18 protein-coding genes are annotated in these 21,932 nt (G+C 52.3%); 11 read left to right on the top strand and 7 right to left on the bottom strand.

Features of this window, described 5'->3' with window-relative positions; all coding sequences use genetic code 11:
• The first annotated feature begins 38 nt into the window (after positions 1-38).
• From NA197_RS00980 to NA197_RS00955, 6 genes are all read left to right on the top strand, one after another.
• The gene (locus NA197_RS00980; protein WP_064043591.1) at positions 39-1,427 is read left to right on the top strand and encodes a NarK family nitrate/nitrite MFS transporter; all 1,389 of its coding nucleotides are present in this window, start codon (positions 39-41) and stop codon (positions 1,425-1,427) included.
• A gap of 91 nt (positions 1,428-1,518) precedes the next feature.
• Entirely contained in the window at positions 1,519-5,259 is a 3,741-nt protein-coding gene (locus tag NA197_RS00975) for a nitrate reductase subunit alpha (RefSeq protein WP_079849411.1), read from the top strand.
• Positions 5,256-6,800, top strand: a complete 1,545-nt coding sequence (gene narH / locus NA197_RS00970) for a nitrate reductase subunit beta (protein ID WP_000702603.1) — start codon at positions 5,256-5,258, stop codon at positions 6,798-6,800. Before NA197_RS00975 ends, narH begins: the two co-directional genes overlap by 4 nt.
• Positions 6,800-7,495, top strand: coding sequence for a nitrate reductase molybdenum cofactor assembly chaperone (narW, locus tag NA197_RS00965; protein WP_001166287.1), 696 nt, complete (start codon positions 6,800-6,802; stop codon positions 7,493-7,495). Before narH ends, narW begins: the two co-directional genes overlap by 1 nt.
• Complete coding sequence (narI, locus tag NA197_RS00960) at positions 7,492-8,172, top strand: respiratory nitrate reductase subunit gamma (RefSeq protein ID WP_000617106.1); 681 nt, start codon at positions 7,492-7,494, stop codon at positions 8,170-8,172. The genes narW and narI overlap by 4 nt, the downstream gene beginning before the upstream one ends.
• 105 nt (positions 8,173-8,277) lie before the next feature.
• The gene (locus tag NA197_RS00955) at positions 8,278-9,171 is read left to right on the top strand and encodes a PhzF family isomerase (protein ID WP_079849410.1); all 894 of its coding nucleotides are present in this window, start codon (positions 8,278-8,280) and stop codon (positions 9,169-9,171) included.
• Between the two features lie 35 nt (positions 9,172-9,206).
• Here the strand turns inward: NA197_RS00955 and nhoA are convergent, their stop codons facing one another.
• Positions 9,207-10,052, bottom strand: coding sequence for an N-hydroxyarylamine O-acetyltransferase (nhoA, locus tag NA197_RS00950; protein WP_000200327.1), 846 nt, complete (start codon positions 10,050-10,052; stop codon positions 9,207-9,209).
• A 283-nt stretch (positions 10,053-10,335) separates the two neighbouring features.
• On the bottom strand, positions 10,336-10,968 hold the full coding sequence (steA, locus tag NA197_RS00945) for a type III secretion system effector SteA (RefSeq protein ID WP_064043450.1): 633 nt from the start codon (positions 10,966-10,968) through the stop codon (positions 10,336-10,338).
• A gap of 512 nt (positions 10,969-11,480) precedes the next feature.
• Between steA and ansP the strand changes: the two genes are divergently transcribed.
• Positions 11,481-12,974, top strand: a complete 1,494-nt coding sequence (ansP, locus tag NA197_RS00940) for an L-asparagine permease (protein ID WP_064043449.1) — start codon at positions 11,481-11,483, stop codon at positions 12,972-12,974.
• A gap of 76 nt (positions 12,975-13,050) precedes the next feature.
• Here the strand turns inward: ansP and NA197_RS00935 are convergent, their stop codons facing one another.
• Together NA197_RS00935 and NA197_RS00930 are read right to left on the bottom strand one after the other, a co-directional pair.
• A complete protein-coding gene (locus NA197_RS00935; protein WP_000732362.1) occupies positions 13,051-13,272 on the bottom strand; it encodes a YgdI/YgdR family lipoprotein in 222 nt (73 codons plus the stop codon).
• A gap of 144 nt (positions 13,273-13,416) precedes the next feature.
• Entirely contained in the window at positions 13,417-14,478 is a 1,062-nt protein-coding gene (locus NA197_RS00930) for a YncE family protein (protein ID WP_000550642.1), read from the bottom strand.
• 263 nt (positions 14,479-14,741) lie between these two features.
• Here NA197_RS00930 and pqqU point away from each other — a divergent pair, with 263 nt between their 5' ends.
• Positions 14,742-16,862: a TonB-dependent receptor PqqU gene (pqqU, locus tag NA197_RS00925; protein ID WP_064043448.1), complete on the top strand. Its 2,121-nt coding sequence runs from the start codon at positions 14,742-14,744 to the stop codon at positions 16,860-16,862.
• Positions 16,863-16,928: 66 nt separating this feature from the next.
• On the opposite strand, the gene mcbR is transcribed toward pqqU, so the two are convergent.
• Together mcbR and NA197_RS00915 are read right to left on the bottom strand one after the other, a co-directional pair.
• Positions 16,929-17,594, bottom strand: a complete 666-nt coding sequence (gene mcbR / locus NA197_RS00920; protein WP_001119592.1) for a colanic acid/biofilm transcriptional regulator McbR — start codon at positions 17,592-17,594, stop codon at positions 16,929-16,931.
• 333 nt (positions 17,595-17,927) lie between these two features.
• Entirely contained in the window at positions 17,928-18,965 is a 1,038-nt protein-coding gene (locus tag NA197_RS00915) for an NADP-dependent oxidoreductase (RefSeq protein WP_064043447.1), read from the bottom strand.
• A gap of 211 nt (positions 18,966-19,176) precedes the next feature.
• On the opposite strand from NA197_RS00915, the gene mddA reads away from it, so the two are divergent.
• A complete protein-coding gene (mddA, locus tag NA197_RS00910) occupies positions 19,177-19,692 on the top strand; it encodes an L-methionine sulfoximine/L-methionine sulfone acetyltransferase (protein WP_000155373.1) in 516 nt (171 codons plus the stop codon).
• Complete coding sequence (locus NA197_RS00905; RefSeq protein WP_001076565.1) at positions 19,692-20,141, top strand: DMT family transporter; 450 nt, start codon at positions 19,692-19,694, stop codon at positions 20,139-20,141. Before mddA ends, NA197_RS00905 begins: the two co-directional genes overlap by 1 nt.
• Positions 20,142-20,145: 4 nt before the next feature.
• Here NA197_RS00905 and NA197_RS00900 read toward each other — a convergent pair whose 3' ends face one another.
• Positions 20,146-20,379 (bottom strand): YdcY family protein, encoded by a 234-nt coding sequence (locus tag NA197_RS00900; RefSeq protein WP_000018720.1) that lies wholly within the window; start codon positions 20,377-20,379, stop codon positions 20,146-20,148.
• Between the two features lie 223 nt (positions 20,380-20,602).
• On the opposite strand from NA197_RS00900, the gene srfA reads away from it, so the two are divergent.
• Positions 20,603-21,928, top strand: a complete 1,326-nt coding sequence (srfA, locus tag NA197_RS00895; protein ID WP_064001029.1) for a virulence-associated effector SrfA — start codon at positions 20,603-20,605, stop codon at positions 21,926-21,928.
• The last annotated feature ends 4 nt before the right edge of the window (positions 21,929-21,932 follow it).

The raw sequence follows: 21,932 nt of genomic DNA, 5'->3' as shown, positions 1-21,932 counted from the left end.
GTGTTTTTTTCAAATGATATGCGCATGTGAGGGGTAAAATGACACGACAAAACGAGAATTATAACCGTTATCTCTTGAGTGACTGGCGACCCGAAAATCCAGCCTTCTGGGAGAATAAAGGGAAAGGCATCGCCAGAAGAAACTTATGGATTTCAGTAAGTTGTTTGCTCCTGGCATTTTGCGTCTGGATGTTGTTTAGCGCTGTTGCCGTCAACCTCAATAAAATTGGATTTAATTTTACCACCGACCAACTCTTTTTATTAACCGCATTACCTTCTCTTTCCGGCGCAATATTACGCGTCCCCTACTCCTTTATGGTACCACTGTTTGGTGGGCGTAAATGGACCGTATTAAGCACCGTAATATTGATTATTCCCTGCGCCTGGCTGGGATTCGCCGTGCAAAATCCCGCCACCCCTTTCGGGGTATTTATGCTCATCGCTCTGTTGTGCGGTTTTGCGGGGGCAAACTTCGCGTCCAGTATGGGCAACATCAGTTTTTTCTTTCCAAAAGCCAGACAAGGTAGCGCGTTGGGTATTAACGGCGGCCTGGGAAATCTTGGCGTCAGTGTGATGCAGTTGATTGCGCCGCTGGTTATTTTTCTGCCGATATTTACTTTTTTAGGCGTCCGGGGCGTGTCGCAACCTGATGGCTCCCTGCTCGCCCTCACTAACGCCGCCTGGATCTGGGTGCCGTTACTGGCTGTCGCGACGCTTGCCGCCTGGTTTGGTATGAACGATATCGGCAGTTCAAAAGCGTCTGTCGCCTCGCAATTGCCGGTGCTAAAACGTCTGCACCTGTGGCTGCTTAGCCTGCTGTACCTGGCGACATTCGGGTCATTCATCGGCTTTTCCGCAGGTTTCGCCATGCTCGCCAAAACGCAATTTCCCGACGTAAACATTCTGCAACTGGCGTTCTTTGGCCCCTTTATCGGCGCGCTGGCGCGTTCGGCAGGCGGCGTGATCTCCGATAAATTCGGCGGCGTTCGCGTAACGCTCATTAATTTTATCTTTATGGCGCTGTTTACCGCCCTGCTATTTCTCACGCTGCCAGGCTCCGGCGCAGGCAGCTTTAGCGCGTTCTATCTTGTTTTTATGGGCCTGTTTTTGACAGCGGGTCTCGGCAGCGGTTCTACCTTCCAGATGATTGCGGTGATCTTCCGTCAGATCACGCTCTACAACGTCAAACTGCGCGGCGGGAGCGATGAGCAGGCGCAGCGCGAAGCGGTGACGGATACCGCCGCCGCGCTCGGTTTTATCTCCGCTATTGGCGCTGTGGGCGGCTTCTTTATTCCAAAAGCGTTTGGCACCTCTTTGGCCTTGACCGGCTCGCCGGTGGGCGCCATGAAAATCTTTTTGCTGTTTTACATCGCTTGCGTCCTGCTGACCTGGCTGGTCTACGGGCGTCGTAAGCCTAAACAACAATAACAACATACGCACCTGTAGGACGGCCATCCGGCAATGGTTTAACGCCAAATCGACAGGATGGCGGAAAATTTATCGAAGCAGGAGAAATGTCATGAGTAAACTGTTGGATCGCTTTCGTTACTTTAAACAAAAAGGCGATACCTTTGCCGACGGCCATGGTCAGGTGATGCATACCAACCGCGACTGGGAAGACAGTTATCGCCAGCGCTGGCAGTTTGATAAGATCGTACGCTCAACCCACGGCGTCAACTGCACGGGCTCCTGTAGCTGGAAAATTTATGTCAAAAACGGTCTGGTGACGTGGGAAACCCAGCAAACCGACTACCCGCGCACGCGTCCCGATTTACCGAACCATGAACCGCGCGGCTGCCCGCGCGGCGCCAGCTACTCCTGGTATCTCTATAGCGCCAACCGTCTGAAATACCCTCTGGTGCGTAAGCGGCTGATAGAACTGTGGCGCGAGGCCCTTTCCCGGCACAGCGATCCGGTACTGGCATGGGAATCTATAATGAACGACCCGCAAAAATGCCAAAGTTACAAACAGGTGCGCGGACATGGCGGCTTTATTCGTTCGAGCTGGAAAGAGCTGAATCAGCTCATTGCCGCCGCTAACGTCTGGACAATCAAAACCTATGGTCCGGATCGTGTGGCGGGGTTTTCACCTATTCCGGCAATGTCGATGGTTTCTTACGCCGCCGGAACACGCTATCTGTCATTGCTTGGCGGTACTTGCCTGAGCTTCTATGACTGGTATTGCGATCTTCCGCCCGCGTCGCCAATGACCTGGGGCGAGCAGACTGACGTGCCGGAGTCCGCCGACTGGTATAACTCAGCCTACATTATTGCCTGGGGCTCTAACGTGCCGCAAACGCGTACCCCGGACGCCCACTTCTTTACCGAAGTGCGCTACAAAGGCACTAAGACGATCGCCATCACCCCGGACTATTCCGAAGTCGCTAAACTGTGCGATCAGTGGCTGGCGCCAAAGCAAGGTACCGACAGCGCGCTGGCGATGGCTATGGGTCACGTTATTTTAAAAGAGTTTCATCTCGATAATCCCAGCGACTATTTTCTTAACTATTGCCGCCGTTATACCGACATGCCAATGCTGGTCCTGTTGGATGAGCGCGCAGACGGTAGTTATGTACCGGGGCGTATGATGCGCGCGTCGGATCTGGTGGATGGACTGGGAGAAGCCAATAATCCGGAATGGAAAACCGTCGCGTTTAACAGTACGGGCGAACTGGTCGCGCCCAACGGTTCTATCGGTTTTCGCTGGGGAGAAAAGGGAAAATGGAACCTGGAACCGGTGGCGGCAGGCGTCGAAACTGAACTGTCGCTCTCTTTACTTGGTCAGCATGATGACGTGGCGGGTGTCGCCTTCCCCTATTTTGGCGGTAACGAAAACCCACATTTCCGCAGCGTGCGGCAGGAACCGGTGCTGGTACGTCAGTTACCGGTGAAACGCCTGGCTCTGGCGGACGGTAGCGAGCGGATGGTCGTCAGCGTTTACGATCTGGTGCTGGCGAATTATGGGCTGGATCGTGGTCTGGATGACTGCCATAGCGCCAATAATTATAACGACGTAAAAGCCTACACGCCGGCCTGGGGCGAACAGATTACCGGCGTGCCGCGTCGACATATCGAAACTATTGCGCGTGAATTTGCCGAGACCGCCCATAAAACTCACGGTCGCTCAATGATCATCCTCGGCGCGGGAGTGAATCACTGGTATCACATGGATATGAATTACCGTGGGATGATTAACATGCTGGTGTTCTGCGGCTGTGTTGGACAAACCGGCGGCGGCTGGGCGCACTATGTCGGCCAGGAAAAGCTGCGGCCGCAAACCGGCTGGCTGCCGCTGGCCTTCGCGCTGGACTGGAATCGCCCGCCGCGTCAGATGAACAGTACCTCGTTTTTCTACAACCATGCCAGCCAGTGGCGCTATGAAAAACTGACTGCGCAAGAGTTGCTGTCGCCGCTGGCCGATCCGGCTAAATTTTCCGGACACCTGATCGATTTCAACGTGCGCGCGGAACGTATGGGCTGGCTACCCTCGGCGCCGCAGCTTAATCTTAACCCGCTCAGCGTGAAAGCGAGCGCCGATAAAGCCGGGCTGTCTGCGGCGGATTATACCGTGCAAGCGTTGAAATCAGGCGCTATCCGTTTTGCCTGCGAACAGCCTGACAGTGGTCATAATCACCCGCGAAATTTATTTGTCTGGCGCTCTAACCTGCTCGGCTCCTCCGGGAAAGGTCATGAGTACATGCTCAAATATCTGCTGGGCACAGACAGCGGTATCCAGGGCGAAGCGCTGGGCTCCAGCGAAGGAATTAAGCCTGAAGAGGTGGAATGGCAGTCCGCCGCGATTGAGGGCAAGCTCGATCTGTTGGTCACGCTTGATTTCCGTATGTCCAGTACCTGTCTGTTTTCCGATATCGTTTTGCCGACCGCCACCTGGTATGAAAAAGACGATATGAATACCTCGGATATGCATCCGTTTATCCACCCCCTTTCCGCCGCGGTCGATCCTGCCTGGGAATCCAAAAGCGACTGGGAGATCTACAAAGGTATCGCCAGCGTCTTTTCTGAAGTGTGTGTCGGACATCTCGGACAGGAAACCGATGTGGTGTTACACCCGCTCCAGCATGATTCCCCGGCGGAACTGGCGCAGCCATTTGATATTCTCGACTGGCGTAAAGGCGAGTGCGAACTTATTCCGGGCAAAACCGCCCCCAATATCGTCGTGGTTGAACGCGATTATCCGGCCACCTATGAACGTTTTACCTCGCTGGGTCCCCTGCTGGATAAATTAGGCAACGGCGGTAAGGGTATTGCCTGGAATACGCAAGATGAAGTCAATTTCCTCGGTAAGCTCAATTACACCAAACACGATGGTCCGGCGAAAGGACGTCCGCGCATCGACACCGCGCTGGATGCCTCGGAAGTGATTCTTGCCTTAGCGCCGGAAACTAACGGCCAGGTGGCGGTGAAAGCCTGGCAGGCGTTGGGCGAGATGACCGGGCGCGAGCACACCCATCTGGCCATCAATAAAGAAGATGAGAAAATTCGCTTTCGTGATATCCAGGCGCAACCGCGCAAAATTATCTCCAGCCCGACCTGGTCAGGACTGGAAAGCGAGCATGTCTCTTATAACGCCGGATATACCAACGTACATGAACTGATCCCGTGGCGCACGTTGTCGGGGCGGCAACAACTCTATCAGGATCATGCGTGGATGCGCGCTTTTGGCGAAAGCCTGGTGGCATATCGCCCGCCGATTGATACCCGCAGCGTCAGCGAAATGCGAGAAATTCCGCCCAACGGTTTCCCGGAAAAAGCGCTTAACTTCCTGACGCCGCACCAGAAATGGGGAATTCACTCCACCTACAGCGAAAACCTGCTGATGCTGACCTTGTCGCGCGGCGGGCCGATTGTCTGGATCAGCGAAGCCGATGCCCGTGAACTGGGTATTGAAGATAACGACTGGATTGAAGCCTTCAACGCTAATGGCGCCCTTACCGCTCGTGCGGTGGTCAGCCAGCGCGTCCCGCCGGGTATGACCATGATGTACCACGCCCAGGAGCGGATTATGAACATTCCGGGTTCGGAAGTGACCGGGATGCGCGGCGGGATCCATAACTCCGTGACCAGGGTCTGTCCAAAACCGACGCATATGATCGGCGGCTATGCGCAACTGGCTTACGGCTTCAACTATTACGGAACCGTGGGTTCGAATCGCGATGAATTCATCATGATCAGGAAGATGAAAAACATTAACTGGCTGGATGATGAGGGCCGGGATCAGGTACAGGAGGCGAAAAAATGAAAATACGCTCACAGGTTGGGATGGTACTGAATCTCGATAAATGTATTGGCTGTCACACCTGCTCCGTCACCTGTAAAAACGTCTGGACCGGACGTGAAGGGATGGAATACGCATGGTTCAATAACGTCGAAACTAAACCAGGCATCGGCTATCCCAAAAACTGGGAGGACCAGCAGGAGTGGCAAGGCGGTTGGGTTCGTGATGTTAATGGCAAGATAAGGCCCCGTCTGGGCGGCAAAATGGGGGTAATTAGCAAAATTTTCGCCAACCCGGTGATTCCGCAAATCGATGATTACTATGAACCCTTTACCTTCGATTATCAGCATTTACATACAGCGCCGGAGAGTAAGCATCAGCCCACTGCCCGTCCGCGTTCACTGATCGACGGAAAACGGATGGACAAGGTGATCTGGGGGCCAAACTGGGAAGAGCTGCTCGGCGGCGAATTTGAAAAACGCGCCCGCGACCGTAACTTCGACAACATACAAAAGGAGATGTACGGTCAGTTCGAAAACACCTTCATGATGTACCTGCCGCGCCTGTGCGAACACTGCCTGAACCCCAGTTGTGTCGCCACCTGCCCAAGTGGCGCTATTTATAAGCGTGAAGAAGACGGCATCGTGCTAATCGACCAGGATAAATGCCGGGGCTGGCGTTTGTGTATCAGCGGCTGCCCGTACAAAAAAATCTACTTTAACTGGAAGAGCGGCAAGTCTGAGAAATGCATATTTTGCTATCCGCGTATTGAATCCGGCCAGCCGACCGTTTGCTCGGAAACCTGCGTCGGGCGCATCCGTTATCTTGGCGTTCTGCTCTACGACGCCGACAGGATTGAAGAAGCGGCCAGTACCGAACACGAGACAGATTTGTATGAACGTCAGTGCGATGTGTTTCTCAATCCGCACGATCCGGCGGTCATCGAAGAGGCGCTTAAACAGGGCATCCCGCAAAACGTTATCGACGCAGCCCAACGGTCGCCGGTGTACAAAATGGCGATGGACTGGAAGCTGGCGCTTCCGCTGCACCCGGAATACCGTACCCTGCCGATGGTCTGGTACGTACCGCCGCTATCGCCCATCCAGTCATACGCCGACGCGGGCGGGTTGCCGCACAATGGCAATATTCTGCCGGCGGTGGAGACGCTGCGTATTCCGGTCCAGTACCTGGCCAATATGCTCAGCGCGGGCGATACCGGCCCCGTCATTCGGGCGCTAAAGCGGATGATGGCGATGCGCCACTACATGCGCTCGCAGACGGTTGAAGGCGTGACGGATACCCGCGCCATTGACGAAGTCGGTCTGAGCGTACAACAGGTTGAAGAGATGTATCGCTACCTGGCGATTGCCAATTATGAAGATCGTTTTGTCATTCCCACCAGCCACCGGGAAATGGCGCGCGATGCCTTTCCGGAGCGCAACGGCTGCGGCTTTACTTTTGGCGACGGTTGTCACGGCTCGGATACCAAATTCAACCTGTTCAACAGTAGCCGTATTGATGCCATCAATATCACCGAAGTACGTGATAAAGCGGAGGGGGAATAATGCAAATCCTCAAAGCGATTGGCCTGTTGATGGAGTATCCGGACGACGAGTTGTGGGAATGTCGGGATGAAGCGCTTGCCCTTATCCAACACGATGCGCCAATGCTGGCCGACTTCACTCGCGAGCTGCTTTATGCGCCGTTACTGGATAAACAAGCAGAATGGTGTGAAGTGTTTGACCGCGGGCGCGCCACTTCATTGCTGTTATTCGAGCATGTTCATGCGGAGTCCCGCGATCGCGGCCAGGCGATGGTCGATTTGTTAAGCCAGTATGAAACCGTGGGTCTGCAGCTCAACTGCCGCGAACTGCCGGATCACCTGCCGCTCTATCTGGAGTACTTAAGCGTGTTGCCGGAAGCGGAAGCTCGCGAGGGATTACAGAATATTGCCCCTATTCTGGCGCTGCTGGGCGGTCGTCTGAAACAGCGAGGAGCGCCGTGGTATCAACTGTTTGACGCCCTGCTGACGCTGGCGGGCAGTACGCTTACAAGTGACAGTGTCACCAAGCAGATTGTTCAGGAATCGCGGGATGATACCCGTCAGGCACTGGACGCCGTCTGGGAAGAAGAACAGGTGAAGTTTATCGAAGATAACGCCACGACCTGTGACAGTTCACCGTTACACCATTATCAACGACGCTTTAGCCAGGACGCGGCGCCGCAGTACGTCGACGTCAGCGCGGGAGGCCCGAAATGATACAGTACCTGAACGTCTTTTTTTACGACATCTACCCCTATATTTGCGCCACGGTATTCTTCCTCGGCAGTTGGCTGCGCTATGACTACGGACAATATACCTGGCGCGCGTCGTCCAGCCAGATGCTGGATAAGCGTGGGATGGTGATATGGTCGAATCTGTTCCATATTGGCATTCTGGGGATCTTTTTTGGCCATCTGTTCGGGATGCTGACGCCACACTGGATGTATGCCTGGTTCCTGCCGATTGCGGTAAAACAGCAGATGGCGATGATCCTCGGCGGCGTGTGCGGCGTATTAACGTTGATCGGCGGCGCGGGATTACTGTGGCGTCGTCTGACCAATCAGCGTGTGCGGGCGACATCCACTACACCTGATATTATCATCATGAGCATTTTGCTGATTCAGTGCCTGCTTGGCCTGAGCACCATTCCGTTTTCGGCGCAATATCCGGATGGCAGCGAAATGATGAAGTTGGTGGGCTGGGCGCAAAGTATAGTCACCTTCCGCGGCGGGTCTTCGGAAATGCTGAGCGGTGTGGCGTTTGTTTTCCGCGTTCATCTGGTGCTGGGAATGACTATTTTCCTGCTCTTCCCGTTCACCCGTCTGGTTCATGTCTGGAGCGCGCCGTTTGAGTATTTCACCCGTCGCTACCAGATTGTTCGTACCCGCCGCTAATTCTCTTTGCCCGGGGATACGCTTACCGGGCAAAGAAAAACGCCTGGGCGTCGTCATTCGGCAACGCACAGGCTATGATGATTCTTCAGTCAAAGGAGAACATCAATGAAACCGCAGATTTACCATGTTGACGCCTTCACCGGCGAACCCTTTCGCGGCAACTCTGCTGGCGTTGTCTTACATGCGGATACGCTAAGCGACGCGCAGATGCAGCTGATTGCCCGTGAACTTCGTCACTCGGAAACCGCCTTTTTGCTAAAAAGCGAAGAGAGTGATGTGCGCATACGCTACTTTACACCGACAGTAGAAGTCCCCATCTGTGGTCATGCCACCGTGGCCGCGCATTATGTTCGGGCAACGGTACTGGGGTTGGGAAACACCACCGTCTGGCAAACCTCGTTAGCGGGCCGTCATCTCGTTGAAATTCATGCCGAACACAACGACTATCGCATCACGCTGGAACAAGGTCAGCCCTCTTTTGAACCACCGTTAGTCGGAGAGATTCGGGCTGCCATCATCACCGCACTGAACCTGACTGAAGATGATATCGTGCCGGGAGCGCCAATTCAGGTGGCTTCAACAGGACATGCAAAAGTGATGATCCTGCTCAAACCAGACGTTGATATTGATGCCCTTTCTCCGAATCTGGCAGCCCTGACGGCAATCAGCCAGCAAATTGGCTGTAACGGCTTTTTTCCTTTCCAGATTCGTCCGGGAAAAAACGAAACCGATGGGCGAATGTTTTCCCCGGCGATAGGAATTGTGGAAGATCCGGTAACGGGAAACGCCAATGGCCCGATGGGGGCATGGCTCGTCCATCATGGCCTGATGGCGCATGACGGTAAAACGCTGCAGATTCAAGGCCATCAGGGGCGCGCTTTAGGCAAAGAGGGTACTGTTGATGTTACCGTCACCATTCGCGATAACCAGCCGGAAAACGTCACCATCTCCGGCCAGGCGGTCATTCTGTTTCATGCCGAATGGGCCATTACTTTTTAATCTTTGTCAGGCCCGCAAATCCTCGCGGCAAAAAATTATTTTCCCGCCTCCGGATGGGTATCAAATGCAGCCATTACCGCGGCCAGCTCCGCCTCGGTAAAACCGTGCTTTACATCATTTACGCCGAGACCAAACTGCTGCTGAAGTAACTGATACAACGACGGTACATCCGGTATATTGACCTGTTCAACGGCATGTCCCTGGTGGTAACGCGTGAAGTGGAAATTCGTTAATGTCAGCTTGCCGCCATCAGGCAAATGGCGGCACATCAACAAATGATGACGAAAATGGGATTGCGGCCAGTGAGCCGACCAGAAATTGCCCATCACATGATCGCTCTGCTGCTGCACCCCCAGATCAAAACAGTACATCGACTGCCAGTGCTCATGGTGGCGGAATTGTAAAATCCATGTGCTCCCCTCCTGCATCAGACGGTATTCGCCATGCGGCGTTTGCTGAGCAATTTCAGCCTGCAGACGAAGCGGCGCGGTTAGCGTTTGGCCGCCAAACCCCACGTCAGCGATCCACTGCTCGTCCTCAACATCAACCAGCAGCAAACGGTGCGTGCGCGGCGGTAAACTGGCGGGATGAGACAGAATGACCCGCCCTAATAAGCTTCGGACATTAAAACCGATGTCGCGTAACGCGCGTTCAAACAGGCCATTCAGTTCAAAACAGTATCCACCGCGTCGGGCATAAAGCAGTTTCTCCTCTAATGCCGTCTCATCGAGCTGTATTTCACGAGGCAGTAGCACATCCAGATTTTCAAAAGGAATCGCGCAGTTGTGCGCTAAGTGAAGCGTTCTGAGCGCTTCAACCGTAGGAACCCCCAACGGCTGACAATGTAATCGCGTAAAATAAGCATGTAAAAAAGAGGTCATCTGAGGCTTCCATTAACATTAATGCTTGCGTTCGGCACACAGGCTGAGGCGGATATCGCTGCGCAACAGGATACCCTATCCGTGGAATAGCGTTGGATACTTTTGAAAAAAATAAGACAGGCCGGCTGTCGCGCCGGAGGTACGTGGAATTTTGGCGTACAAACGGAAATCGGGTTCTGAGAATCTCTTTGCGACACGCCGCCAAAATAGCGGCGTGTTAAAATTTTTAACGCCGGCTCAGCGAGTCTGATTTCTAACAAAACTGGCTAAACATAAACGCTTTTTAATAATTGTCCAAATAGTTATGGTAGCAAGCTTTTATGTCGGCCGCCCATTGCGCTTTCGCCTCCTGCATGTTGCTGGCCCGAGCGATATAATATTCTAAACACGGAATGGCGCCTAATGCCTGAGGTAAGGCATTATATGCTGCCATTCGCTCTCTGACGGTTTTATATTTTTCATCAATATCATAATCATAGTACGCTGGCGCTTCAAAAAAGCCCTCTTCCAGTCTCATACAAATCTCTTCAAAGGTCCCCTCAACCTCAACGGTATGCTTGCCATCCGATATCCTGACGATTGGCTTACCTTCAGCTATCAGCGAGAGTTGTTCGAATGTTAACATCCGACCATCAGAAAGCTCGACATCTATAGTAAACAGTCCATCACGTACAGCATCAGCAAGGTGATTATGGATATTCCCTGCATTGGCACAGAACTCCGCAACTTTAGGCGTAACATTACAATAATGTTCAATTACTCTTGTAAATCCGTAGGCTAATCCTGCTGTAAGCACATACAAGATGCCTTTCAGGATTTTTGTTGATAATTTATTTTCATAATCTCCTGCAGCAACATGAGGTAGCTTATTTCCTGATAAAGCTCTGGCATAGGTAGAAACTGATGTATGTGGCATATCCTACTCCTTCAAATTTTGCTCAATAGCTTTATATGTCCTACTCCTCTCTCATTATGACGATATGTCAATCAACAAAATTGCTCAAAGGCATACATTCTCAGGAGGAAATGAGAATAACAGGCGCAACGGCCTGATCTTATGCTGCTTCAATATCGTCAGGTGGTTTATCGTTCGAGGTCATATCTATGACCATAAATCCCTGCAGGGATTAACCCTGATTAATTATTGCGCAACGCAATCACTGCGGATTTGTGCTGAAAGCTTATCTGGCTGAATCGTGACCACACCGCACCACATCTGACCGCACAAATAAACACGACATCCTCATTTTCTTCTTTCCGTATGTTTTGCGTCATTTAACAATTGCAGGTAGGATGCTCCGCCGGCGGTTTTATCCCTGTCACAGAATCAGGGAAAAGCGGCATTCGCCATTGCAGGCAATCGATTGGTGAGCGCCCGTCGCGGCATAAGGAATTTTTCTGTCAGGACAGGCTATAACAGGTAACGTAATGAAAACACAGACTACGCACGCCGCAGAACAACATGCGGCGAAACGACGCTGGCTGAACGCCCATGAAGAGGGGTATCACAAAGCGATGGGGAATCGTCAGGTTCAGATGATTGCTATCGGCGGCGCGATTGGCACCGGTTTATTTTTAGGTGCAGGCGCCCGATTGCAAATGGCCGGACCGGCACTGGCGCTGGTCTATCTGATATGCGGCATTTTTTCTTTTTTCATTTTACGCGCGCTGGGCGAACTGGTATTGCATCGCCCTTCCAGCGGGAGCTTCGTCTCCTACGCCCGTGAATTTTTGGGTGAAAAAGCGGCCTACGTCGCAGGCTGGATGTACTTTATTAACTGGGCGATGACCGGGATCGTCGATATCACCGCAGTGGCGTTATATATGCACTACTGGGGCGCATTTGGCGACGTTCCGCAATGGGTGTTCGCGCTCGGCGCGTTAACCATTGTCGGTACCATGAACATGATCGGCGTAAAATGGTTTGCCGAAATGGAGTTCTGGTTCGCGCTGATAAAAGTACTCGCCATTGTTATCTTCATGGTGGTAGGCACGATTTTTCTCGGTACCGGTCAACCGCTTGAGGGTAATGCCACCGGTTTTCACCTGATTACAGATAATGGCGGCTTTTTCCCGCACGGCCTGTTGCCCGCGCTGGTACTGATTCAGGGCGTAGTGTTCGCCTTTGCTTCGATTGAACTGGTCGGTACCGCCGCTGGGGAGTGCAAAGATCCACAGACGATGGTGCCAAAAGCCATCAATAGCGTTATCTGGCGTATTGGTCTTTTCTATGTAGGATCGGTCGTATTGCTGGTTTTGCTGCTGCCGTGGAACGCCTACCAGGCGGGGCAAAGTCCGTTTGTCACCTTCTTTTCTAAACTTGGCGTGCCTTATATCGGCAGTATTATGAATATCGTGGTGTTAACCGCCGCGCTTTCCAGCCTGAACTCCGGGCTTTACTGTACGGGGAGAATTTTACGTTCAATGTCGATGGGGGGTTCCGCGCCGAAATTCATGGCGAAAATGAGCCGTCAGCATGTGCCCTATGCGGGTATTCTGGCGACTCTGGTGGTTTACGTGGTTGGCGTGTTCCTGAATTACCTGGTCCCCTCCCGCGTGTTTGAGATCGTTCTTAATTTTGCCTCGCTTGGCATTATCGCGTCGTGGGCGTTTATCATGGTGTGCCAGATGCGTTTACGCCAGGCGATAAAAGAAGGCAAAGCCGCAGACGTCAGTTTTAAACTGCCCGGCGCGCCTTTCACCTCCTGGCTAACGCTGCTGTTTTTATTAAGCGTGCTGGTACTCATGGCGTTTGACTACCCGAATGGAACTTACACTATCGCCTCGTTGCCGCTGATCGCTATTCTGCTGGTCGCCGGCTGGTTTGGCGTGCGACGTCGCGTGGCGGAGATCCATCGCACTGCGCCAGTGACGGCGGATTCGACAGAGAGTGTCATATTGAAAGAAGAAGCAGCGACATAACATTACCCTTCCCCGGCAGCCCCAGGCCTGCCGGGTTTAATGCGCGTTGCCGCCAACACCGCATCGCGCCCAATGCTTAGTCAGCCTTAATCAACTGCGCCACATCATTGCTGTTAATTTCCCGCTGGTTGCCTTCCTGATCGGTATAACTGGTCATTCCCGTCTCTTTATCTAACTGCGGCTTACCCTGAGTTACGATCGTTTGCCCATTCTTCGTCGTCATCACATAGTTGGTTGTGCAACCCGCAAGCATAAAAAACATCATGCCCAAACCTGAGCATATAAATAACTTTTTCATATTTTCCTCGTGAATATAATGAGTTAACTACAGCAAAAAGGCAGTGTAATTCTCACAGAATCATCAGGCTATCGGCGGGGTGTAACGAGGCGTATCGGTGCGTTTAAAGAGATGACTGGAGGGGTTTCCCCCTCCATACCCTATTTACAGAGCAATGCGAATAACATCATCCGGCTGCGTCGCTTCCTGTTCACGTGTCGATTTCTGCTTCACGCTGACGTAGAGCGTTTTACCGTCTGCCGATAGCGCCAGACTATTAGGGTACGTCGGCGTATCGAACGTTTTAACAACGTTATAGGTCTTCGCATCGATCACGCTGACCTGCCCTGCCTGACGGTGCGTCACATACGCCTCGTTACGTGTCGGGTTATACAGGACGGCCAAAGAGGCAGGCGCCGCGATTTTGGCAAGAATATTGCCATTACGGGTATCGACAACCAAGACTTCAGTCGCCTTCGAGTCGGTGATAAACGCGCGATGACCTGCGGTATCGAGACTCAGGTTAATAAAGAAGTGTTCTTTACCGTCATCCAGCAACTTCTTACGACTGAGAATTTTATTGCTGGCGGTATCGATGGTGATAAATTCGCCATCCGCATTGGTGGTGTACAGGCGTTGCGCTTTACTGTCGAGCGCCAGACCCGTACTCATTTTGCCGGTATTTTCGATCGTCGTTTTCAGTTTGATGGTTTCGCCATCCACTACCCAAATAGCACTCTCTTTACCAACACCGCTAATGTAGATCGTGTTGGTAGACGCATCGGCAACCAGCTCACGGGGCTGTAACGGACGAACCTCTTCAGTACGTTTGCGCGCATCAAGTACCAGACGACCTTTTACATCACCCGTTTTGGCATCAATCGCGGTAACAGCGCTGTTAATGGTATTGCCAAACCACAGCGTTTGGGTCGCGGCATTGATGGTGGCGCCGAACGGCTTGAGATCGTTATGAATCGCTTGCGTGATTTCCAGCGTCACCGGGTCGAGACGATAAACTACGCCGCCTTTATCCAGTTTACGGCTTTGCGATGTAGCCAGCCAGAGCGCGTTTTCTTGCTGACTCCAGGCCATCTCATAAGCGCCTTTGCCTACCGCTTTACGCAGCATGTCTTCCGCCGCCAGCGTGCTAAATGAGGATGCGACGAGGAGCGAACCTAACAATAAAGAACCACGCAGGCGCGGCGAAAAAAGATGACGTAAGTGCATGACGACTCCCTTTGATAAAAACGTGTATAGCTGCTTCACACTACTTCACTGCGCGGGATCTTCGTTCCGCACTTATTATAAGTTGAGAATAATAATCATTATTTATCAGAAAGTGGAGCTTTTCCTCGCCTGCGAATGTCATGGCTCTTAAATAACGCACATTTTCTTAACTTAATGTGCGATTAAAATTTCAAAACTTTACATATTGACTACCCTTAATGTCACGTTTTCCGTTGATACGCTTACAATTATCCGGCATTTTCATGAAAATTATTTCCGTTAGACTGCGACTTTATCCCGCCCTCTTATTGCCTCTGACCTTCTCCCCGGTCCTTCAGGCCGCCAGCGCGTCCAATGAACAAACCATGATAGTCACCGCAACGCCGCAAACCGTATCCGAACTGGATACACCTGCCGCCGTTAGCGTCATTGAGGGAGAAGACATGCGTCTGGCGACGCCGCGCGTTAATTTATCTGAGACTTTAACCAGCGTCCCGGGATTGCAGGTGCAGAACCGGCAGAACTACGCGCAGGATCTGCAAATCTCTATCCGCGGATTTGGCTCGCGTTCCGCCTTTGGCGTGCGCGGCATTCGTCTGTATGTTGATGGCATTCCCGCCACCATGCCGGATGGACAAGGCCAGATTTCGAATATTGATATTAACAGCATACAAGACGTTGAAGTGTTACGCGGCCCCTTCTCAGCGCTATACGGCAATGCTTCCGGCGGCGTAATAAATGTCACCACCGAAACCGGGAGACAGCCGCCCACCCTTGAGGCCAGCAGCTACTACGGCAGTTATGGAAGCTGGCGCTATGGGCTAAAAGCCACGGGCGCGATGGGTGACGGCACACAGCCTGGCGACGTGGATTACACGGTATCAACTACCCGTTTCACTACCCACGGCTACCGCGATCACAGCGGCGCGCGAAAAAATCTGGCTAATGCCAAACTGGGCGTGCGCCTTGACGAGGCCAGTAAACTCTCGCTGATTTTTAATAGTGTGGACATTAAGGCGGACGATCCCGGCGGACTTACCGAATCTGAATGGAAAGCCGATCCGCAACAGGCGCCGCGCGCTGAACAGTACAATACGCGTAAAACCATCAAACAAACTCAGGCAGGATTGCGTTATGAACGTCAGCTCAGCGCGCAGGATGATATCAGCGTGATGGCCTACGCCGGAGAGCGGGAAACCACGCAATACCAGTCTATTCCCCTGGTAGCACAGCTAAAACCGGCTCAGGCTGGCGGCGTAATTACACTGCAACGCCACTATCAGGGCATTGATTCCCGCTGGACTCACCGGGGAGAATTAGGTGTGCCGGTCACCTTCACTGGCGGAGTAAACTATGAAAACATGAGCGAAAACCGCAAGGGTTACAATAATTTCCGTCTCAACAACGGCACCCCTGAGTTTGGGCATAAAGGCGATTTACGCCGGGATGAGCGTAACCTGATGTGGAATGTCGATCCTTATCTGCAAACCCAGTGGCAGCTTACGCAAAAACTCTCGCTGGATGCTGGCGTGCGCTACAGTTCCGTGTGGTTCGATTCTAACGATCACTATATCGCGCCCGGCAATGGCGATGACAGCGGCGACGCCAGCTATCACCACTGGCTACCCGCCGGATCGCTAAAATATGCGTTAACTGACGCCTGGAATCTCTATCTTGCTGCCGGTCGTGGATTTGAAACTCCCACTATCAATGAACTTTCTTATCGCGCTGACGGCCAAAGCGGGTTCAACTTTGACCTCAAACCGTCGACCAATGATACGGTGGAAGTCGGCAGTAAAACGCGGATTGGCAATGGCTTGTTGACCGCCGCGTTATTTCAAACCGATACCGATGATGAAATTGTTGTCGCCAGCAGTATGGGAGGACGCACTACCTACAAAAACGCGGGCAAAACGCGCCGCCAGGGCGCAGAACTTGCGTTGGACCAGCGCTTCGCCGGCGACTGGCGGGTGAAAGCATCATGGACCTGGCTGGATGCGACCTATCGCAGTAACGTTTGTCAGGGGCAAAACTGTGATGGAAACCGAATGCCCGGCATCGCCCGTAATATGGGATTCGCCTCATTAGGTTTTATCCCGGATGAGGGGTGGTACGCCGGAACAGACGTTCGGTATATGGGCGATATCATGGCCAATGATGAAAATACCGCCAAAGCGCCTTCGTATACCGTTGTTGGACTAAATACAGGGTATAAATTTAATTACAGTCAGCTTACCGTCGATATTTTTGGGCGGGTAGATAATCTATTTGATAAAGAATATATCGGTTCGGTGATCGTTAATGAATCTAATGGCCGATATTATGAGCCAGCGCCAGGACGTAACTATGGCGTGGGGATTAATCTGGCATGGCAATTTGAATAAATATCCGGCAAATATCCGGCAATAGCGGGGAATCCCCGCTATTGATAAGTCATAGTTTCATAAAGGTTACATGAAGTACTGATTTTTAATCGTCGCTACGTTTTGTTGCAAAACGTTCTGTAGGCAGTGGCGACTGGCTTCTTTATCACCTGTCACTAACGCATTAAGCAATTTTCTGTACAGATTAACGCCGTTTTGATAATCATCAAGTTTAAAATTATCATATAAAAAATGCAGGCTTGGCCCCAGGCGTACCCATAATTGCTCGATCATGGCATACAGCGTTGGCATATCCGCGTAGTGGTAGATCTCAAAGCGGAATGCGCGGTTGGCCAAAAGAATTTTCTCCATAACGCCACTTTCCAGCGCCTGTTGAAATTCATCTAATAGCGCATTCAGCGTCTGCTCGCGATCCGGGGTAATCTTACCCGCAGCGGCGACCACCGCCATCTCCTCCAGGGCAGTACGAATCGTATTAATTTCCAGCAAACTTTCCAGCGAGATCTCCGGCACCATAAACGCCTGTGCTGGCGCCACCGCCAAAGCACTGGAAGAGACCAGCCTTAACAGGGCCTCACGCACTGGCGTAATACTGACGCCTAACTCTTGAGCGATATTTTTAGTGATAAGCCTTGCGCCTGGTTTTAATGCGCCAATAGACAATTGATGCTTTAACCGATTTTCAACCTGTGTGGTCAGGCTTATATGTTGTGTTTTTTCCGTACCCGGCATTTTCCTTCCTTCACCTCTTGGCAGAACAACATCGCAATCGAGTCCCGAAGAAGTTTCGGAACTTAATTGTAAAAAAGATAATCCAGGCCTGAACGGCCAAATAAATAAAAGTGATAATTTACTTGCGTGATATTCTCATCTTTTACAACAATACAGGTTTCTTTATGGCAACCGTTTTATCTCCGTCACTCCTTCATGTATCGAGATTTTTGACCGGTTCAGGCCGCTGAGGAAGATAAGCTGCCCCACCGCGATCTGAATGATGAATATAAGTAAAGCCGCAATTTTAAAATTTGCACATTTTTATGGCGACATAATGCCGCCATTTTTTCTTTACGCATCGTCCGCTAAACGTATCACGACTTTGCCAAAGTTCTTCCCCGCCAGCAGCCCCATAAACGCTTCTGGCGCATTTTCCAGCCCATCAGTAATCTGCTCCCGGTAATGTATTCTCCCTTCTTTGATCCAACGCCCCATTTCTTGCTGAAACTCATGTATCCGGTGACCATAGTCCTGGTTGATGATAAAACCTTGCAGGCGAATACGCTTTTTAAGTAATGTCGCCATCAGCAGCGGCAGTCTGTCTGGACCGTCCGGCAACGCTGTCGCATTGTAGCCGCTGACCAGACCGCAGAGCGGAATCCGCGCCGACGTATTCAGTAGCGGTAAGACGGCGTCAAAGACTTTACCACCGACATTCTCATAATAGATATCGATACCCTGCGGGCAGGCCTGCGCAAGCTGTTGTGGGAAATTATCAGTGTGATGATCAAGGCACAGATCAAATCCCAAAACGTCTGTCGCATGACGGCATTTTTCCGCGCCGCCAGCAATACCCACGACCCGGCAGCCCTTCAGCTTGCCAATTTGCCCAACCGTTGCGCCTACGGGGCCGGTGGCGGCGGCGACAACCAGCGTTTCGCCCTCTTTCGGCTGACCGATATCCAGTAACCCCATATAGGCGGTAAACCCCGGCATTCCTAAAATACCCAATGACCAGGAAGGATGTTGCGGATTATCACCCAGCTTTACCAACCCTTCACCATCTGAAATGTCATAATCCTGCCAACCATTGTAACTCAACACCCATTCGTCTGGTCGGTAATCAGGATGGTTTGACGCGACAACGCGACTGACCGTACCGCCAACCATAACGCAGCCAGGTTCAACAGGCGGCGCATAAGAGGGTTCATCGCTCATGCGGCCACGCATATAAGGGTCGAGTGATAAAAAAACGGTACGCAATAGCACCTGCCCTTCACCGGGCGTCGCGACGTCATCTTCTTCGAGGCGGAAGTTATCCATCTGCGGCGCGCCGTGGGGACGCGAGGCCAAAACCCAACGACGATTTCGGTTGGTCTGTTGCTTCATTCTATTCTCCTCATGCCTGGCATAATCCATCAATAATAGTCGAACATTAGCTTTCTGAGGGAGTTAAACACTCTCAGATATCAGGCTGTGCGCTTTTATGAACGACTTTCTTTCCCCTCTCGCTAAATATGAATTCTTGCGCTAATTCGTTGATTTATGCCGCCTTCAATAGTATTTCTAACACTATCGTAAACATTCCCTGGGGTTCCCTATGACGATTCGCTTTGCCGATAAAGCAGACTGCGCCGCGATTACCGAAATCTATAACCATGCGGTATTACATACTGCGGCCATCTGGAACGATCGGACGGTCGATACGGATAATCGCCTTGCCTGGTATGAGGCCCGTCAATTACTGGGCTATCCGGTGCTGGTAAGCGAAGAAAATGGCGTGGTGACTGGCTATGCATCATTTGGCGACTGGCGCAGTTTCGACGGTTTTCGCTATACCGTCGAGCACTCGGTTTATGTTCATCCGGCGCACCAGGGGAAAGGACTGGGGCGAAAACTGCTCAGCAGACTGATCGACGAAGCCCGACGCTGCGGCAAGCATGTGATGGTGGCCGGTATTGAGTCACAGAATGCCGCCTCGATACGCCTGCATCATTCGCTGGGATTTACCGTTACCGCGCAAATGCCGCAGGTCGGCGTAAAATTTGGCCGTTGGTTAGATCTTACGTTTATGCAGCTCCAGCTTGATGAACACGCCGCGCCGGACGCCTGCTGATGAACCAGTCTTTGACGCTTATCTTTTTGATCGCCGCCGGCGTCGGGCTGGTGGTACAAAACAGTATTATGGTGCGTATTACGCAGACATCATCGACGATTCTGATCGCTATGCTGTTGAACTCGCTGGTAGGGATCGTTTTATTTGTGACGATATTGTGGTTTAAGCAAGGCGCTGCGGGTTTCGGCGAGCTGGTCGCCAGCGTTCGCTGGTGGACATTGATCCCCGGTCTGCTGGGGTCATTTTTTGTATTTGCCAGCATTAGCGGGTATCAGAACGTTGGCGCCGCGACGACTATCGCGGTACTGGTCGCCAGCCAGTTAATCGGCGGACTGGCGCTGGATATCGCGCGTAGCCACGGCGTCACGTTACGCGCAATGGTCGGGCCGGCGTTTGGCGCGCTGTTGCTGGTCATTGGCGCATGGCTGATTGCGAAGCGCCAGTTTTAATGGGTTACAGGATCGTGCCGCCTTTGGTGAGCTGCTCGCGGCGCGCGTCCCGATCTTCTTGATATTGTCTGCCGTGATGCGCGATAGCCGTGCGCAAACGCTGCTGCTGCACATAACGATCTTCACGACGTAATTCAGCGTCATCGCTCAAGGCAATCAGCAATTCATTCATATGGGCAATTACGCTCTCCGCGATGGCGGCATCCACGCGGGCGCTCACTTCCTCCAGGTGCGACATAAGCTCTCCTACTCTTTATTCTGTAATAGCATGATTCGCCTATTATACGCGTTATTGTCGCCCGATGCGGTCATTCGCCGCCGCCATCCTGATTTAACTTACGTCAAGTGAAAACACGGGGCTTAATAGACCGAGAATTCGCGCCTTTTTGCCTTTCTTCCGCCGTTTGCTTGCGTATAGACCCCGTAAAGTAGACGCGTGAAGAAGTCTAAGGGATAACAACGTGGCAAAATCTCTCTTGCGCAGCGGCAATCTGGATGATTATCAGGCCGTGGGCGGCGGCGGTCAGGCCGTATTTGAATCAGCATTGCAAATTCGCGAAACGCTTCGTCTGCGTAAACAGCAGGCGATGGTTGACTGTCTGGCGATTCCGCAACTTAACGATAATGGCGATCGGGTTGACTGGTATTCGCCGATTGAAGGTCAGGCGATAGCGTGGAAAGCGGCTGACGAAGAGACACGTTCTCGGGCTTTACGTTATTTAGCCAGCACTTTTGAAAGCGCGGCTGCACTCAGTCGCAAAAGTCTGCAATCCGGTAAAACAGCGCTCCAGCTATTTGGTTCGCTACTTGAGAAGGCGACGCAATTTCCCGGCGAAAATCATGTTTTCCTGGTTAACGGCAAACCGGTTATCACCTTCTGGGGATTCGTTAATCTCAACGAAAATACACGCGATGATGTGCTGGACTGCCTGCGGATAACCGAGGCAATCCCTGACATCCCGCTGGTCGAGCCGGAGCCGGAACCCGAAGCAAAGCCGCTGGTAGAGGCGGCATTTAGTCAGGCGGATGAACCCTTGTTAACGTCTGTCATTGAGCCGCCGAAAATGCCGGAGGAACCTGCTGCGCCGCCCGTTATCGTTAGCGAGCCGAAGCCTGCCGCACCTATCCCGGTTGCTGAGGCGAAAAGAGCTCGCCGTCTACCGCTGTGGAGCTTACCTGTCGCTGCCGTGGTTATCGCCGCCGTCGCCACGCCTTTTTTCTGGCCATCTTCATCCGTTGACGGGGCCTCTCCTGTTCGCGCCGCGCCTGTCGCTACCGCGAAAACTGATGTTACCCCAATGCCTGAACTCACCGCGCATTTGCCGCTGCATCGCGCTGAGGTGACGCCCGCCCCCAAAGCGGCGCCGCTGCCGGAAACGCCTGTTATCATTGCTGCTATCCCCAAAGACGCGCTGGTGATGGACAATACGCAGATGAAGCTTGGAACCACGCGCTTTTTAAACGGTAGCTGGCGGGTCAGCGTGGATGTCAAAGATCCGATTACCGGCAAGCCGCCCTCTCTGCGTTATCAGATCCAAAATAACAAAGGCATCGCGCGCGTAGTACATGGCGATAACGTGGTTTGTCGGGCGGAAATTTTCTCTGGTCTGCATCAAACGGGCGAGCTGATGATTAAAAGTCGCGGCAATGCGCGCTGCACCGACGGTTCACGTTATCCGATGCCGGAAATTACCTGTAAAGCAGGCGTCAATGACGTCGCAACCTGTACCGCCCGTTATGGCGACCACGCGGCAATTCCGTTGACGTTTAAAAAGATAGGTGCCTGATTTT

The sequence above is a fragment of the Salmonella sp. NW884 genome (assembly GCF_051700745.1).
GTDB lineage: Bacteria > Pseudomonadota > Gammaproteobacteria > Enterobacterales > Enterobacteriaceae > Salmonella > Salmonella enterica.
This window is presented reverse-complemented; position numbering and strand designations above follow the sequence as displayed.

Bases quoted from the DNA above. Each gene is read 5' to 3' on its own strand.
- NA197_RS00930 (WP_000550642.1), bottom strand. From the start codon at position 14,478: ATGCACTTACGTCATCTTTTTTCGCCGCGCCTGCGTGGTTCTTTATTG.
- NA197_RS00915 (WP_064043447.1), bottom strand. From the start codon at position 18,965: ATGAAGCAACAGACCAACCGAAATCGTCGTTGGGTTTTGGCCTCGCGT.
- narI (WP_000617106.1), top strand. From the start codon at position 7,492: ATGATACAGTACCTGAACGTCTTTTTTTACGACATCTACCCCTATATT.
- steA (WP_064043450.1), bottom strand. From the start codon at position 10,968: ATGCCACATACATCAGTTTCTACCTATGCCAGAGCTTTATCAGGAAAT.
- mddA (WP_000155373.1), top strand. From the start codon at position 19,177: ATGACGATTCGCTTTGCCGATAAAGCAGACTGCGCCGCGATTACCGAA.
- NA197_RS00900 (WP_000018720.1), bottom strand. From the start codon at position 20,379: ATGTCGCACCTGGAGGAAGTGAGCGCCCGCGTGGATGCCGCCATCGCG.
- NA197_RS00975 (WP_079849411.1), top strand. From the start codon at position 1,519: ATGAGTAAACTGTTGGATCGCTTTCGTTACTTTAAACAAAAAGGCGAT.
- ansP (WP_064043449.1), top strand. From the start codon at position 11,481: ATGAAAACACAGACTACGCACGCCGCAGAACAACATGCGGCGAAACGA.
- NA197_RS00905 (WP_001076565.1), top strand. From the start codon at position 19,692: ATGAACCAGTCTTTGACGCTTATCTTTTTGATCGCCGCCGGCGTCGGG.
- NA197_RS00955 (WP_079849410.1), top strand. From the start codon at position 8,278: ATGAAACCGCAGATTTACCATGTTGACGCCTTCACCGGCGAACCCTTT.
- narH (WP_000702603.1), top strand. From the start codon at position 5,256: ATGAAAATACGCTCACAGGTTGGGATGGTACTGAATCTCGATAAATGT.
- pqqU (WP_064043448.1), top strand. From the start codon at position 14,742: ATGAAAATTATTTCCGTTAGACTGCGACTTTATCCCGCCCTCTTATTG.
- nhoA (WP_000200327.1), bottom strand. From the start codon at position 10,052: ATGACCTCTTTTTTACATGCTTATTTTACGCGATTACATTGTCAGCCG.
- NA197_RS00935 (WP_000732362.1), bottom strand. From the start codon at position 13,272: ATGAAAAAGTTATTTATATGCTCAGGTTTGGGCATGATGTTTTTTATG.
- mcbR (WP_001119592.1), bottom strand. From the start codon at position 17,594: ATGCCGGGTACGGAAAAAACACAACATATAAGCCTGACCACACAGGTT.
- narW (WP_001166287.1), top strand. From the start codon at position 6,800: ATGCAAATCCTCAAAGCGATTGGCCTGTTGATGGAGTATCCGGACGAC.
- NA197_RS00980 (WP_064043591.1), top strand. From the start codon at position 39: ATGACACGACAAAACGAGAATTATAACCGTTATCTCTTGAGTGACTGG.